Genomic DNA, 15,896 nt, shown 5'->3' with positions numbered 1-15,896 from the left:
ACGCCCTCGCCGCCGGACGGGAGTTGCCTGTGACGGGGGCCACATAAAGTTTCTGTGAATCTCAGGGCAACCATTCCAGCCATTCGTGGGTCATGCATGCGAAACAACGGCCACACCCGTGTACCCCCACCCCGGTAGGCCCTCCAGACTCCGTACCGCGTCACGCGGTACGCCAGACTTCACTGAGGTCTTCATGAAGCTTCGCCGCGCTATGGCCGTCGCTGCAGCGACCGCTGTCATAGCCCCCGCCGCGCTCCTGTCGGCTCCGGCCGCGTTCGCGACGGAAACCCCGCTCACCACCGAGTCGTCGCCGGCCGCCTCGCCGAGCGACTCGGTCGACCCGAGCAACGCGGCGACCACGCCGGACGCCCCGGCGAACACGCCGAGCGCCCCGGCCACCACGCCGAGCATCCCGGCGACCGCGCCGAGCGCCACGGCCACCACCCCGAACACCCCGAGCACCCCGGCGGCCACGCCGAGCGAGCCGGGCGAGGGCGACGAGGACCCGGACTTCGAGTGCAAGGCCTCCGCGGTCGACGTGAAGCTCTCCGGCTTCCCGAACAAGATCGTCGCGGGCGACGGCTGGAAGAAGTTCAGCCTCGACGTCAAGAACAACAGCAAGGAGAAGATCGAGAACTTCGGTCTCTTCACCTTCGCCTCGTACGAGGACGACCTGATCGAGGGCGACCAGGACCGCCTGATCGAGAAGTACGCGCACTTCGAGTACTTCGACAAGTCGTCCGGTGAGTGGCACGCGGGCGGCAACCTCTCCGGCATGAACAACGGCTTCTACTTCGACGTGATCGACCTCAAGAAGGCCGAGAACCGCTCGATCAAGCTGCGCGTTCGCATCGACAAGGCGGCCCCTGCGGGCAAGGGCATCGCTCTTGCCGCCGGCGGTTACGACAAGGGCGACGAGTGCTTCGAGGACAGCGACTACTACGAGTTCGACGTTCTCAAGGCCGGCAGCAACGCGGGTGACGTCGATGACGCCAAGCCGAGCGGTGAGAAGCCGAAGGACGTCAAGCCGCAGGGTGGCGCCAAGGAGATCCCGGTCACCGGCAACCTCGCCGAGACCGGTTCCAGCTCCATGCTGCCGACCTTCGGCATCGCCGGTGGCATCGCCATCGTCGCCGGTGCCGGTGTCGTCTTCGCGATGAAGCGCCGCCGCAGCGGCGACGCCACCGCGTAACACCAGGCCCACAAGCCAGAAGGCCGCTGCACTCGGAGGGGGGTGCAGCGGCTTTCGTGTGTCCCGGCGAACGCGAGTCCGGCCTGGGCAGGTCCGGCGAACGTGAGTCCGGCGTCGGTACCTCCCGGCCCCCGTGCGTACGGAGGCCGGATCACTTCTTCGGCGGGACCGCCGGCATACCCAGGAACGGCAGCTTCAGCGCGCCGAATGCCTCCTCAGGGACCGCCGGTGACTTCGGCGCGACCGCCGCCAGCCGTTCGTACGCCGCGCCCTGTTCCGGACGCGGGTCCTCCTCGCCCTTGTTGGGCCAGAACGACATCGCCCGCTCGGCCTGCGCCGTAATGGTCAGGGACGGGTTCACACCGAGGTTCGCCGACACCGCCGCGCCGTCGACGACCGAGATGCCCGGGTGGCCGTAGAGCCGGTGGTACGGATCGATGACGCCGTCCTCGGCGGAGGCGCCGATCGGGCAGCCGCCCAGGAAGTGGGCCGTCAGCGGGGTCCCCATCAGCTCGCCGATGTTCGATCCCGCGAAACCGTTGATCTCCTCGGCGAGCAGCGAGGCCGCGCGCGTCGCCTCGGGAATCTGGTTCGGGTTCGGTGCGCCGTGGCCCTGGCGGGCGGTGAGCAGGCCCTTCCCGATGCCGCCCGGCTTGCGGTACGTGGTCAGCGAGTTGTCCAGCGACTGCATGACCAGTCCGATGATGGTCCGCTCCGACCAGCGGCGGTTGGAGAGCGAGCGGGCCGCGAGCCAGGGGTGCCTGGCCAGATTGCCGAACCAGCCGGCGACCCGCGACCGCGCACTGTAGGGAACCTGGAGGATCGTCATACCACCCATGGCGTTCGAGCCCTTGCCGTAGCGGACCGGCTCGATATGGGTGTTCGCGTCGGGGTGGACCGAGGATGTGATCGCCACTCCTCGCGTGAAGTCGACCTTGTCCACGCCGTGCCGCTTGCGGTAGCGGCGGTTGTCGGTCTGGGCGCCGACGATCGCCTCGGAGTTGGTACGGGTCAGCTCGCCGAGCCGGGCCGAGACATGTGGCAGCAGACCTTGGTCCTTCATGGTGTGCAGCAGGGTCTGGGTGCCGTACGTGCCCGCCGCCACGACCACGCGTCCGGCTCGCAGCAGCTTCGGCTCGGCCTTCTTGCGTGCGTCCGTCGGGACGGTCGTGACGTGGAAGCCGCCCTCCGGGTCCTCGCTGATCGAGGCGACCGTCGTCATCGGGTGGATGACGGCCCCGGCCTTCTCGGCCAGGTAGAGGTAGTTCTCGTTGAGGGTGTTCTTCGCGCCGTGCCGGCAGCCCGTCATGCACTCGCCGCACTCGGTGCACGCCTTGCGGGACGGACCGGCGCCGCCGAAGTACGGATCCTCGACCGTCGAGCCGGGAGCGGCCTTCGACGTACCGTCGGCGTCCTCGCCGTCGCCGAAGAAAACACCGACCGGAGCCATGTGGAAGCTGTCGCCGACACCCATCGCCTGCGCCGTCGCCTTGAGATGCACGTCGGAGGGGGTCATCGTCGGGTTGAGCCGTACGCCCAGCATCCGCTTGGCCTGGTCGTAATAGGGCGACAGCTCCTGCTGCCAGTCCGTGATGTCCTTCCACTGCGGGTCTTCGAAGAAGGGCGTGGGCGGCACGTACAGCGTGTTGGCGTAGTTGAGCGACCCGCCGCCGACGCCCGCGCCCGCCAGCACCATCACCTTGCCGAGCAGATGCACGCGCTGGATTCCGTACAGGCCGAGCGCGGGGGCCCACAGATAGTTCTTGATGTCCCAGGAGTTCTTGGGCAGGGTCTCGGGGGTGAAGCGGCGGCCCGCCTCCAGGACCCCCACCCGGTAACCCTTCTCGGTCAGCCGCAGCGCGGTGACCGAGCCGCCGAAGCCCGAGCCGACGACGATGACGTCGTAGTCGTACGCCGGGTCGGAGTCCGAGTCCGCGGCCGGCGCGGAGACCGGCTCAGGGACCAGTTCGGCGACCGGCTCGGCGACCGGTTGTTCGCCGCTCTCGGCGGCCTGATTCTGGGCAGGGGGTACCTGGGACATGGCTCTCCTCGTACGAAAACAGCGGAAACTAGCGCAGGCGCAAGGCCTTCATCGCCTTCAGGCCGGCGCTCATGAACGCGGCGTACTTCTCGTCGTCCATGCCGAAGGACGGCCCCAGCGGCATCAGTCGCTGCTGGGCGACGGTCTGTGCCTCGGTGTACTTGAGGATGCCCTCGGAGCCGTGCCGCCGGCTGAGGCCGGAGTCCTTCATGCCGCCCATCGGGGACTGGACGCTGCCGTACGCCGGGGCGTAGCCCTCATTGATGTTGACCGTGCCGGTGCGCAGCTTCGCCGCGACCGCGTGGCCGCGCTTGCCGTCCTTGGTCCAGACGCTCGAGTTCAGCCCGTACGGAGTGGCGTTGGCCTGCTCGACGACCTTGTCCTCGTCCGTGAAGCGATAGATGGATACGACCGGGCCGAAGGTCTCCTCGGTGCATACGGCCATCGGCGCCTCGACACCGTCGAGGATGGTCGGCTCGTAGAACAGCGGGCCGATGTCGGGGCGCGCGACGCCGCCCGCGACGAGCGTCGCGCCCTTGGCGACGGCCTCCTCGACATGGCGGGTGACGGTCTCCAGCTGGCGCTCGCCGACGAGCGAGCCCATGTCGGCGCCGTACGCGAGGGACTTGCCGAGGCGCATCGCCTTCGTGCGCGCGGCGAAGCGCTCCACGAACGCGTCGGCGATCGACTCGTGGACGTACAGCCGCTCGATGGAGATGCACAGCTGGCCGGCGGAGGAGAAGCAGGCGCGTACCGCTCCGGCCGCGGCCTTCTCGATGTCCGCGTCCTTCAGCACCAGCATGGCGTTCTTGCCGCCGAGTTCGAGGGAGACGCCGATCAGCCGGGCCGCGGCTCCCTGGGCCACCTCGCGGCCGGTACGGGTGGATCCGGTGAAGGAGACATAGTCGGCGTGCTTGACGACCTCGGGGCCGACGACCGGTCCTTCGCCGAGGACGATCTGGAAGACGCCGGCGGGCAGGCCCGCCTCGATGAGCAGATCGCGGGCCCACAGCGCGGTGAGCGCGGTCTCGGTGTCGGGCTTCATCACGACGGCGTTGCCGGAGACGAACGCGGGCAGCGCATCGCCGACGGAGAGCTCCAACGGGTAGTTCCAGGGCGCGATCTGGCCGATGACGCCGCGCGGCTGGCGCAGTTCGGTGGTCTTGGTGAGGACGGGAACGACACCGGTGTGGCGCTTGGGCTTGAGATAGGCGGGCGCCTTGCGGCCGTAGTGGCGGGCGGCGACGGCGACGGCCTGGACCTCTTCGTGCGCGTGCAGCCGGGCCTTGCCGGTCTCCAGCTGGATGAGATCGAGGACTTCGGCCTGGCGCTCCAGGACCAGATCGTGGAAGCGCAGCAGGACGGCGGCGCGAGCGCGGGCCGGTGTCGCGGCCCAGACGGGCTGGGCGGCGCGGGCGCGTTCGAAGGCCTCCGCCACGTCCTGAGGGGTGGACTCGGGCAGGTCGGCCAGCTTCTCCCCGGTGAACGGGGTGTGGTTGGCGGTACGGCCGGAGCCGACCACACCACGAGTGAGCTGGGCGACCACCTCGGGGGTGACCACATCGGCTGCGGTGCGCGCACCGGCCGGCGCGGCGGCTGTCGGGTTGGTGCCGGGGGCGGCGGCGGTGGCCTGCGAGTCCGTCATGGGGGCGAGGGTATGCCGCATCCGGAACTTTGGGTACCCGTCGGTAACGGCTTTTCACCAGCCCCTCACCATCACGCCAGCGATCGCTGGCAGATAAGGCCTGATCAGGGGCTTGTCTCGGCTTTTCCGAGCTTCAGCCGCTTCCGTACGCCCCGGAAGAGATCCTGTCCAGCGGCCTCTTCCTTGCCGCCGCCGGGCATCTCGACGAGCACCGTGTAGTGCTCGCCGGCCTCGGTGACGACGTAGAACGCCAGACGGTGGACCGGGCTCGCGGTGTCGCCCTCCTGCGCGAAGTACGTCACGTCGAGCAGGGCCGCGTCGACGCCGTGGTGGTTGGCCGGCACGACGGTGCCCTTCGCCTCCGACGCCGTGAACCGGCCCGCGCGCGGGCCACCGCCCTTCAGCCACTTCAACTCGTTCCGCGCCCACCGGACGGCCGTGCCCGTCGTCTTGTCGGCGCGCTTGAGCTCGACCCGGACGGGGTTGCCGCGCTCCTCGAAGGTGATCTCCTTGTCCTTCGCGAGTCCGGCCCCGGAGGTGACGGGTTCACGTCTGTACGTGGAGGGCACGGAGATCTCCGCGTCGAGCCGGGACTCGAGGTGGGGCCGCCAGGTCTGCCAGGCCTCCGGGGTCTCCATGGGCGGTGGTGCGGTACGGGTGGATGCGCCGGCGCGCTTGCCGTTACCGGTGTCGGGCGGGGCAGATGCGTACGCCCAGACCGCGATACCGAGGGCGACGGCTCCTGCTGTCGCGGCGAGCCCGATACGGGCGCGGGCCGGGAGCCTTGGTGGCGTCGAGGGGCCTTGTGCCGCCGCCGGGGCGGGTGCGCGGCCCCCGAGCCGTAAGGTCCCGGAGCCGGCGTCAGCGGCAGCGTCGGCGTCGGCCCTGCCCGAGTCGTCCGTATCCGCCTGCTGGGCCCTCCGCGTCCCGGGCAGCCGGCCGGCTCCGGTCGACCCGGCCGCGGGCCGGTCCACCTCGGATCCCGGCCGCTCCGCCTCCGGACTGCTCTCGGTCTCCGGCGCGGCAGCCGTGGCCGTCGGCCCCAGCGTCGACGCGCTGCCCGCCGCGACCGCCGCCAGTTCCCTCTCCACCTCGTCGACGGGCGACCGGTGTTCCGGGTCCTTCGAGAGCAGGCGGACGATCAACTCCGCCAGTGGGCCCGCCCGGACCGGCTTCGGGGCATCGGCCTGGAGGATCGCCGCGAGCGTCGACTCCAGAGTCGTACGGCGGAACGGCGACCAGCCCTCCACCGCCGCGTACAGCAGCACACCCAGCGACCACAGGTCCGCCTCCGGGCCGGCCATGACGCCCGACATCCGCTCCGGCGCGATGAACTCGAGCGAGCCGACGAACTCACCGCTCACCGTCAGCGGCTCCTCGCCCTGGATCCGCGCGATACCGAAGTCGGTGAGCACCACCCGGCCGTGCGGACCGAGCAGCACATTCGCGGGCTTCACATCCCGGTGGACGATCCCCTTCGCGTGCGCCGCGCCCAGCGCGCCCGCCACGGCCAGCCCGATCCGTGCCGCCTCGGCCGGAGACAGCGAACCGCGCTTGAGTCGTTCGTTCAGGGATTCGCCACGGATCAACTCCATGACGATCCAGGGGAGTCCACCGTCCATCACCACATCGTGGACGGCCACGGCCGCCGGGTGCTCGACCTGGGCCGCGGCCCTGGCCTCCCGCCTCAGCCGTTCGTAGAGCCGCTGCTGGGAAGGGTCGCGGGGATCCCCCGGCAGCCGTGGCTCCTTCACCGCGCAGTCCCGGCCGACGAGTTCGTCGCGCGCCTGCCAGACCGTGCCCATGCCGCCGGATCCGACACGTACGGTCAGCCGGTAGCGGCCGCCGACCAGCCGCCCCTCACCACTGCCGCCGTCGCCTCTGCGAGCCGGCTCCGGCTCCGGCTGCCCCGACGGGCTCACAGATCCTGGTTCAGCGGTCGGCGTCCGTAGCCGGCGGGCTCGTTCGCCCGTCCCCCATTGTTGGTCATGCTCACATCCTGGCCATATCTGGATGTGGATGTCACCGGGGCACAGGAGCGAATACAGACCCGTGACCGTGTCCCCTCGTCACTTTCGCGGCGTGAAGGAGTCGAGCGCGGTGTCGAAGTGCCGTCGCGCCTCGTCGAGTCGGCCGACCGGCGCCGAGACCCAGACGTCGTACATCCTGCCGTTCTCGTCCCAGCAGATGTCGAACGTGTGCCGGGACCCCTCCGCCTGGGAGAAACCGTTCCAGGTGAACTCCCAGAGCGCGGCGGGCAGTCCGTTGTGCGTGGTCGGGGTGACCTTGCCGTCGCGGTAGCCGGGATTGGTGTTCGGCCCGTCGGTGTCCGAGCGTTGCATCGAGCCGAGCGGCCCGTCGGAGGCGGGGTTCTGCAGCCGGACGCCGATTCTGATGCCCTTGTCCGGCGCCATGAAGTAGACCCGTTTGTCGTCCTCGGAGCGGACGAAGCCCTCGGGGACGGCGAGCGCGAACCCGTCCGGGTCGGTCACCGTGACGTAACCCTCCGGCGCCACCGGCGCGTTGGCGGGTACGGGAGCGGAGGTGGTGACGGTCACCGTGGGGTTCGGCTTCGCGACAGGGGCGGGTGACGGTGCGGTACGTACCGGAGGCGTACTGCTCGCGACCGTACGGCCCGGCGTTCCCGCGGCCTGTGCTCCGCCGCCCGGCCCGTCGTCCTGCAGCAGCACCGCGGCCGCTCCGCCCGCTCCGGCCAGCGCGGCGACCAGGACGGCGGCGAGCAGGAGCGGCGCGCGGCGGCGGGGCGCGGACGGGGGCGCCGGCGCGGTGACCGGCTGCCGGGGCGTGGACGGGAGCGGCACGTCATGGCGGGTGGGTGTGTACTGCGCCGCGACGACCGGCAGCGAGCCCGTCGTGATGTACGTGCGCAGCAGCTCCTCCGCCTCCGTCGCACCGAGCCGGCGCTCCGGGTCCCGCTCGAGAAGCCCCAGGACGACGGGCAGCAGCGGGGCTGCCTGCGCGGGCGGGCGGATCTCGTCCTCGACGACGGCGTGCAGGATGCCACCCAACGAGTCACGACGGAACGGCGATTCACCGCTGAGCGCCGCGCACAGCAGCACACCGAGCGACCACAGATCGGACTCGGGGCCGGCCGTGTCGCCCGACATCCGCTCCGGTGCGGTGTACTCCGGCGATCCGACGAACGATCCCGACTCGGTGATCGTCGTGGACCCGGCGAACTGCGCGATACCGAAGTCGGTGAGGACGACCCGTCCGGTGGACTCCTCCAGCAGCACGTTGGCGGGCTTGAGATCCCGGTGCAGCACCCCGAGCCCGTGGGCGGCGCGCAGCGCGCCGAGCAGCGCGAGCCCCATCCGCGCCGCCTCCGCCACATCGAGGGGACCCCGGCGCGAGATCCGTTCGGCGAGCGAGCCGCCGTCGACCAATTCCATGACGATGTACGCGAGTCCGTCGTCCACCACCACGTCATGGACGACGATGACATGCGGATGCTTGACCCGGGCGACGGCGCGGGCCTCGCGCAGGGGTGCGGCCGCCGAGGTGTACGGAGACGCCGGGCGACCGGAGTTCCCGTCGTCCGGATGGAGCTCCTTGACGGCGACACGACGGCCCAGCAGCTCGTCGTCCGCACGCCACACGGTGCCCATGCCCCCGCGCCCAAGCCGGTCCAGGAGCCGGTAGCGGCCCGCGATCAGCCGCGATTCCTCGGACACGCAACTCCCTCTCGATCAGTCTGCGTCCATCATGCCGGAGGCCGCCAGCCGCGGAGCATGGTGTCGAACTGTTCGCGAGTCGTCGCCCAGTCCTCGGCCGGGCCCGACATGTAGAGCGCGTACTCCGTGCCGTCGTCCTCGTAGTACATCTGGTCGATGGCCCGCCGCTTGCCCGGGAAGTCCTTCTTCTCGGTCCAGGTGAACTCCCAGAGCGCGGAGTTCGTCTGGTCACGGAAGGTGTTGGGGCGCAGCTTCACCTTCTGGTACTTGGGCAGGCGCTTGAGGGTCTTCTCGATGTCCAGCATATGCATGTACGGATTCTCGAAGTCCGGCGAAGTGTCACTGCTGATCCGGATGCGATGACGGCCGTTGTCGGGCGTGTAGTCGATCTGGTCGCCGTCCGTCTGGCGTGTCCAGCCCTCCGGTACCAGCAGGCTGAAGCCCTCCGGGTCCTCGACACGGTGCCAGCCGGACGGTGCGGACGCGGGCGCCGAGGCGTCCGGGGTCGACTGGGTGCCCGTACGTCCCGAACCGTCCTTGGCGGCCCCGTACTTCATGGCGGCCAGTCCCGCACCGCCGCCGACGACGGCGGCGAGCACGACCACGATCGCCGCCATGCGCAGCCGGCCGCCGCGCCGTGGCGCCGACGCGGAAGCGGTGCTGTTGATGTCGGTGTCGGCGGTGACCGGGGCAGGGGCGCGCCGCGTCGGCGCGGCCATCCTGGCGGTCTCGGGCCGTGCGTGCCGCTGGGTCGCCCGCTGAGCGGGCACCTGCGGCTGCTTCGCGGCCGGTCCCCGCCCGTCCATCGCCTGCAGCAGCATCCGTTCAGCCTCGGCGGCCGAAGGACGGGTGGCGGGGTCCTTGCGCAACAGCTCCATGATCACGGGCGTGAGCAGGCCCGCCGACTCGGGACGGCGCGGTTCCTCGGCCACCACCGCCTGCATGGTGGCGAGCGGCGAGGAGCGGCGGAACGGCGATTCGCCCTCCACCGCCGCGTAGAGCGTCGCGCCCAGTGACCAGAGGTCGGAAGCGGGCCCCGGATCGGCGCCGCGCACCCGCTCGGGAGCCAAGTAGTCGATGGATCCGACGATTTCCCCGGTGCGGGTAATCGTCGAGTCACCCTCGATCGAGGCGATCCCGAAGTCGGTGATCAGGACCCGGCCATCGCGGCTGAGCAGTACGTTGGCGGGCTTGACGTCCCGGTGGAGCACACCGGCGGCGTGCGCGGCGCCCAGCGCGCGCAGTACGTGCAGCCCGACGCGGGCGGCCTCGAGCGCGTGGATCCGTCCGGACTCCTTGGCCGCGTCGGCCAGCGAAGGCCCGTCGACGTACTGCATGACGATCCAGGGGCGCGAGTCGTGCTCGAGCACGTCATGGACGGTGACGACACCGGGGTGGCTGATCCGGGCGGCGGCCCGGGCCTCTTTCTGGGTGCGGGCATGCAGGACAATCCGGTCGGCCTCGGAGGCATAGCGACCGGCCGTCAACTCCTTGACCGCGACGACCCGGTGCAGCACCTCGTCATGTGCGCGCCAGACCTTGCCCATGCCGCCGCTGCCGATCGTCTCGCTCAGCCGGTAACGCCCGGCGAGCAAGAGACCCTCGCCCGTGCTCTGACTGTGTTCCACGTCCCCCGCCCCGTTCCTTGGGATCACAGGTTACGGAGGTGAAGTACGGGCGCGGAACCTCGGATGGCTCAAGTGACCTCACTGTGATGCTTGTGACTCTGCGCAACGAGAGGCAAAACAGCCGCTAACGGGTGTACAGCAGGAGGACGGATGTCTAACGGGTCGCGCGGTAGGCGTTCGTGGCCTCCTGGTAGGCCTCCGTCACCTTGTCCCGCTGGTTCTCCGGGCCGATCACCTGGACTACGTGATAGCTGCCGTCGACGATCAGGGCGAGGTTGCGTACGTAGACCTCACGGCCGCTGCTGTCCTGCCAGGTGAACTGGCCCTCGGCCATGGCCCGCTGCCCGACGTCGATACGGCGCAGCCCGGTCGCCCCCGCCCAGGAGGAGTCCCGGAACGGCTGGAGCTCTCGCTCCTTGTCGCGCTGGTAGACCAGCGGATCGGTGCCGTTGGCCTTCACCGTGTCCCGGCCGGGGACAACTATCAGGGTGAAATCTCCGTCGGCGTAGCGGACTTGACCGCTGTCGTTGATGGGACGGCGCTGCCAGGTCTTGTCGACGGCGATCTGGAAGCCTTCGGGGTCCTTGCGCAGCGCGTAACCGTGCGGGAGTTTCCCGGCCGGGGCCGATGTCTGGGGCTGCTGGGCACCTCCGGGGCTGCCGTTGGAGGTCGTGGGCGGGCTGTCCGGGGCGGAACGGTCCGGGCTCGCGCCGGTGGCCGAAGGGCGGCCGCCGTTCTTCGGCTGCGGCTGGTCCTGTTGCTCCGAGCCGGACTTCGGCATGAACAGCACCGCGTACGCGACGGCGGCCACCAGGACGACCAGGACGAGCAGCAGGAGGGTGCGGCCGAGCGCCCGCGGCCCGCGCTCACCGCGTCCGCGCCGCTCGCGCCTGGACTTCGCGTGACGGTGGCGGCCGTGGACCACCTCGGCCGAGCCCGCGCGGCGCCTGCGCACCAGCTCGCCCCGGCGGCGTACGACGGGCAACCGCGTGCCGTCGACCACGCTCGACGGCAGCGGCACGACGTCCATGCCGGCCTCGGGCTCGGGCGCGGACCGTACGAGCGAACGCAGCCAGCCGCGCAGCTCCTCGAAGTCCGGTCGTTCGGTGGGGTCCTGGCGCAGCAGCGACTCGACCACGGGGCGCAGCGGACCGCACTCCTCGGCGAACGCGGGCGGCTCGGCGCAGACGAGCTGGACCAGCTCGACGGCGCTCTCCTCGGGGTACGGGGCGTGGCCCTGCACGGCCCGGTAGAGCAGCGCGCCGAGTGCCCAGAGATCGGTCGAGGGGCCGACCGGGGCCGCCAACTGCCAGTTCTCGTGGACGGGTCCGGCCTGCTCGGGCGCCCACCGCTCGGTGACGGCACCGACAACCGCGATGCGGGCCTGCCGGGCGCGCTCGGCAGCCAGTGGCGTGGCGGGGCCGCGGTACGCGGGTGTACTGCCGCTCGCGACGATCTCGTCCCAACGCCCGGTGGGGGCGCCGCTGCCGGCCGCGACGGGCTGCCGCTGGGCGTCCGCGCGCAGTGCGTCCCCACCACCGCCGTGCTCCCAGCTCCCGCCGCTGCCTGCGGCCGGTGCGGAGGGCCGATGGCCGGACCGGGCGCCGGGCAGCGTGGGCCCGGCGCCGTAGGGGTCGCCGCTGCCTTGCGGGGCGTGGCCACTGCCGTGCCGCGGGGCGGGCAGCGCGGGCCGGGCGCCGTAAGGGCTGCCACCGGAGCGGTCACCCGAGCGGTCACGGTCGGAGCGAGGGCCGTTGTCCGGCGCCGCCCGGCGGACCCCGTACGGCAGTTCACCGCCGGCGGGCCTGCCGCCTGTGGGCATGCCAGGAGCGGACATGCCGCTGCCGCCCGCGGGTACGGAGCCGGGTCCTTCACCGCCCGCGAGCGGCCCGTCGTGCCACGTCCCCGCCAGCCGGGCATGGCCGGGGCCGCGAGAGCCGTCACCCGGATACCAGCCGCCCTCGTCCTCCCCGTCGTCCTCGTCGTCGTCGATGTCGTCCACATCGATGGCCGGACGCAGATCGCCCGGCCGCTGGGCCCACCAGTCCGGGTCATAACCGGTCTGCACCGGGCGGTCCAGCGGGTCGCCCGGCGCGCCGTCCTGGGGCCGGTCGCCGCCGGCGCGTGCCGCGGCCCGGGCGCCCGCGCGGTACGCGGCGATCGCGCCCGCCCTGGCGGCGCGGACATCCGGCACACCACCACCACCGGCCCCGCTGCCCGGCAGCGCGACCGGAGCTGCGGACGGAGCCTCGTACGGACCGTCCTCCGCCACGTCGGCGTCGTCGTCGTCCGCATCCACCGAGCGGGCGGCCTCCAGCGCGGCCCGCCCCGGGGATGCGGGAACTCCCGCCGCCGGCAGGGGCTCCAGCTCCGCGTCAAGAACCTCGTCCTGCTGGTCGCTCTCGTCCGGCGGCGCCGGCACCGGGGCATACCCGCAGAGCGCCTCCTCAGCCGCGCCGGAGGCGAGTCCGGTCAGAACCACGCGCCCGTCGTCGCAGACGAGCACCGTACGGACGGTGATGTTCCGGTGGGTCCAGCCGTGCGCATGCAGCACACGGAGCGCGGTGAGCACATCGGAGGCGACCTCGGCCGCCCGGTACGGGCTGAGCGGCTTCTCCGCGAGGAGCGCCGCCAGCGGCCGGGCCGCGACACGTTCGCTCACTATCCAGAGCGAGCCGCCCTCGGCGAAGACGTCGAAGACCTGGTCCAGGCGCGGGTGGTCGGGGATCTGCGCGGCGGCCTGTGCCGCGTCGATGGCCCGCCGCACCGCCGGGTCCGTGGGCCGCCGCGTCGTACGCCCCTGCGCCCTTCTCGGTACCGCGACCCCGGCCATGCCGTCCGCGTCGAGCACCTCCGCGTCCACGACCTCCGGTAACGGCACCTGCCGCACCAGGACTTCCTGTCCGCTGTACGTGTCGAACGCGCGGGTCTCGACCAGTTCGTACGCATCGGAGGGCAGCAGCGGCAGGCGGTAGCGGTCGGCGAGCACCCGTCCCGCATAGTCGTCCACGACGCCTCCCCACGAGCGCGCTGTCCCCCCGGCTGGTCCCGGAAGTCCGCATCAAACCGTCAATTCCGGTCGTTTGACGGCCTCTTACGACCCCTTGCGGCTGCGTACCGTCCGCGAGCTCTCACGATACGTGGCCTTGCTCAGTCCTTGGGCTTGAATGTGGCGAACGCCGTCCTGCGCAGCGTCTCGCACTCCGCGCTCTCCCACTCGCCGGCCTTGCACGTGATCATGATCGAGTAGCCGTGCGTGGCATCCACCCTGAAGCCCCTGTTGAGGACCCGTACCCGCTGACCGCCCTGATTGCGCTCGAACTGCCAGTCGGCGACGGTCGGATAGCCGTTGTACTCGACCTTGCTGATCCCGAGGTGCTTGTAGCCACTGCTGCTGCCTGCGGTTCCCGGCATCGCCGCGTTCCAGGCAGCGGCGGCGTCGTCCTTGGGGCTGGGGTTGAAGTCGACCTGGACGCGCGGGAACCCACTGCGGACGCTGAAAATCCCGCCGGAGTTCTGGCCCGCGATGTCGGTGAGCGTGAAGCCCTTGGGCATCGCCATCGTGAAGTGGAACTGGTCGTTGGACACCATTACGTATCCGGCCGGCAGCCCGTTCCCGCCTGCGGGGCGGTCGGTCTTGGGCTTCCCCGACGGCTTCCCGGCCCCGGCGCCGCTGCCGCCGGTGTTGTCCTTGCCGGCACCCGTGCCCGTGCCCTTGCCCTTACCGGTGTCCTTGCCCTTGCCGGTGCTGCCGTTCGTGGCCCCGGCCGAAGCGGACTTGTCACTCTTGGACTTGCTCTTGCCGCCCTTGGCGCCCTTGTCGTCGCCCAGCGTCAGATAGAGCACCGTGGACAGCACGGCGAGCGCGGCGAGGACCGCGATGATCAACAGCGTGCGGCGCGGCACCACATCGGTGAGGGGCGCCCGCATCGGGGCGGTCCGCGCGGCGGGTGCCTGCGGCGTGGGCCGCGGCTTCGGTTCCGGCTTCGCGGCCGCCGCCGCGTTCCGTACCGAGCGCAGCGCACCGCGCACCCGGTCGGCGGCGGGGTCCTTCGGCTTCGACTGCGGCGGCGCCGGGGGGGCCGGCGGCATCGCTATGGCCCGGGTGGCCTCCGGCGACGGCTCCGGCTCGGCGAACCGTTCCGGCGCCTCGGGCGCGTGCAGTACATCGATGAGCAACGCCCGTGCGCCCGCGTCGTCAAGACGCTGATCGGGGTCCTTGGCGAGCAGGCCGTAAATGACCTCCTCCAGCGGGCCCGCGTTCTTCGGCGGGTCGAGCGGCTCGGTCATCACGGCGGTCAGCGTCGCGATCGCGGAACCCTTGTCGTACGGCGGGCAGCCCTCGACGCTCGCGTACAGCAGCCCTCCCAGCGACCAGAGGTCGGCGGCCGGCCCGGGCTTGTGGCCGCGGGCGCGCTCGGGAGAGATGTACGAAGGGGCGCCGACGAGCATGCCGGTCGAGGTGATCGAGGGGTCGCCCTCGACCTGCGCGATGCCGAAGTCGGTGAGCACCACCCGTCCGTCCGAGCCGATCAGCACATTGGACGGCTTCACATCGCGATGCAGGATGCCCTCGCGGTGCGCGGAACGCAGTACGTCGAGGATCGCCAGGCCGACCTCGGCGGCCCGTCGCGGCGTCAGCGTGCCGTCCTCACGCACGGCTTCGGCGAGGGACTTGCCTTCGACGAGCTCCATGACGATCCACGGGCGGTCGTCCTCGTCGACGACGTCGTAGACGGTCACCGCGCTGTTGTTGCGGATCCGGGCGATCGCCTTGGCCTCGCGCAGCGTGCGCGTGATGAGCCGGCGCTTCTCTTCCTCGTCGATGCTGTTGGGGAAGCGCAGTTCCTTCACGGCGACGGTACGGCCGAGTGTTTCGTCGACGGCCCGCCAGACCGTGCCCATGCCACCGCGCCCGAGCACGCCTCCGAGCCGGTAACGCCCGGCGAGAAGCCGCCCTTCGACCTCGCGTCCGGAGTCCTTCCCGTCCGCGGCAGCCTTGGCAGCACCCTGCCCGGTGCCGGACGCCGCGGCCCCCGACCGGGCCCCGGACGCGACGGCCCCGGCTCCGGACTCGACCCCGGGCCGGGCAGTCCCGGCTTCGGACCCCGCCCCGGACCCGGCCTCGGCCCCGGACGCGGCGGACCCGGTCTCGGACCCGGACGCGGCATCGGCAGACGCGGCCTCGGTGGACCCGGCCTCGGCACCGTGACCGGAAACCTTCTCCGCGCCCCGCCCTGAGACCTGGTCAGACCCCGGCTCCGAGCTCTGCCCGGAGCCTCCGGAACCCTTTGCGGGCTCCGCCCCGGATCGCGCGCCGGCCCCCTTCACGGGCTCAGGATCGGGCCCAGACCCGGGCTCTTTGCCGAGCTCCTTCTTGGAGTCCCTGGACTCCGCGTCGAGCTGCGTTCCGGAATCCTGCCCGGCGTCCCGCTGGGGCTCCTCGGCCGTGTCCCGCTGGGGCTCCCGCGACTGCTCCGCCTCCGACATGCGTCCCCTCTGCGATCCCTGATCTTCGCCCGCGCCTGCCGCTTCCCGCGCGATGCGGTAACCCGCCCTGGCAGGGCCCCCATTGTCCCCTACTCCAGGACCGGCGTATCTCCCGGGTCCGACGTCCGTCAGGACGGGTCCGGAAGCATGGGACCACCCACAATGCCACTACTCGGTGTGAAGTTCACCGCTTGGCTGGTCGTAG

The 15,896-nt window shown here is 71.4% G+C and carries 8 protein-coding genes; 1 reads left to right on the top strand and 7 read right to left on the bottom strand.

Features of this window, described 5'->3' with window-relative positions:
- Positions 1–211 precede the first annotated feature (211 nt).
- On the top strand, positions 212–1,192 hold the full coding sequence (locus ACWDZ6_RS12785; protein ID WP_451502844.1) for an LPXTG cell wall anchor domain-containing protein: 981 nt from the start codon (positions 212–214) through the stop codon (positions 1,190–1,192).
- A 151-nt stretch (positions 1,193–1,343) separates the two neighbouring features.
- Here the strand turns inward: ACWDZ6_RS12785 and ACWDZ6_RS12780 are convergent, their stop codons facing one another.
- From ACWDZ6_RS12780 to ACWDZ6_RS12750, 7 genes are all read right to left on the bottom strand, one after another.
- On the bottom strand, positions 1,344–3,233 hold the full coding sequence (locus tag ACWDZ6_RS12780) for a GMC oxidoreductase (protein WP_451502843.1): 1,890 nt from the start codon (positions 3,231–3,233) through the stop codon (positions 1,344–1,346).
- A 28-nt stretch (positions 3,234–3,261) separates the two neighbouring features.
- Positions 3,262–4,878 carry a succinic semialdehyde dehydrogenase gene (locus ACWDZ6_RS12775; protein WP_451502842.1) on the bottom strand — a complete coding sequence of 539 codons (1,617 nt, stop codon included), beginning with the start codon at positions 4,876–4,878 and terminating at the stop codon, positions 3,262–3,264.
- A 104-nt stretch (positions 4,879–4,982) separates the two neighbouring features.
- Entirely contained in the window at positions 4,983–6,683 is a 1,701-nt protein-coding gene (locus tag ACWDZ6_RS12770) for a serine/threonine-protein kinase (protein ID WP_451502965.1), read from the bottom strand.
- Between the two features lie 264 nt (positions 6,684–6,947).
- Complete coding sequence (locus ACWDZ6_RS12765) at positions 6,948–8,573, bottom strand: protein kinase domain-containing protein (RefSeq protein ID WP_451502841.1); 1,626 nt, start codon at positions 8,571–8,573, stop codon at positions 6,948–6,950.
- A 29-nt stretch (positions 8,574–8,602) separates the two neighbouring features.
- Positions 8,603–10,201 (bottom strand): serine/threonine-protein kinase, encoded by a 1,599-nt coding sequence (locus ACWDZ6_RS12760; RefSeq protein WP_451502840.1) that lies wholly within the window; start codon positions 10,199–10,201, stop codon positions 8,603–8,605.
- A gap of 154 nt (positions 10,202–10,355) precedes the next feature.
- Positions 10,356–13,211 (bottom strand): protein kinase, encoded by a 2,856-nt coding sequence (locus ACWDZ6_RS12755; RefSeq protein WP_451502839.1) that lies wholly within the window; start codon positions 13,209–13,211, stop codon positions 10,356–10,358.
- Between the two features lie 140 nt (positions 13,212–13,351).
- The gene (locus tag ACWDZ6_RS12750) at positions 13,352–15,691 is read right to left on the bottom strand and encodes a serine/threonine-protein kinase (protein WP_451502838.1); all 2,340 of its coding nucleotides are present in this window, start codon (positions 15,689–15,691) and stop codon (positions 13,352–13,354) included.
- Positions 15,692–15,896 lie beyond the last annotated feature (205 nt).

Source organism: Streptomyces sp. NPDC002926, assembly GCF_053591755.1.
This window is presented reverse-complemented; position numbering and strand designations above follow the sequence as displayed.

Coding starts and splice junctions, on each gene's coding strand:
- ACWDZ6_RS12780 (WP_451502843.1), bottom strand. CDS start 3,233: ATGTCCCAGGTACCCCCTGCCCAGAATCAGGCCGCCGAGAGCGGCGAA.
- ACWDZ6_RS12785 (WP_451502844.1), top strand. CDS start 212: ATGGCCGTCGCTGCAGCGACCGCTGTCATAGCCCCCGCCGCGCTCCTG.
- ACWDZ6_RS12750 (WP_451502838.1), bottom strand. CDS start 15,691: ATGTCGGAGGCGGAGCAGTCGCGGGAGCCCCAGCGGGACACGGCCGAG.
- ACWDZ6_RS12775 (WP_451502842.1), bottom strand. CDS start 4,878: ATGACGGACTCGCAGGCCACCGCCGCCGCCCCCGGCACCAACCCGACA.
- ACWDZ6_RS12770 (WP_451502965.1), bottom strand. CDS start 6,683: ATGGGCACGGTCTGGCAGGCGCGCGACGAACTCGTCGGCCGGGACTGC.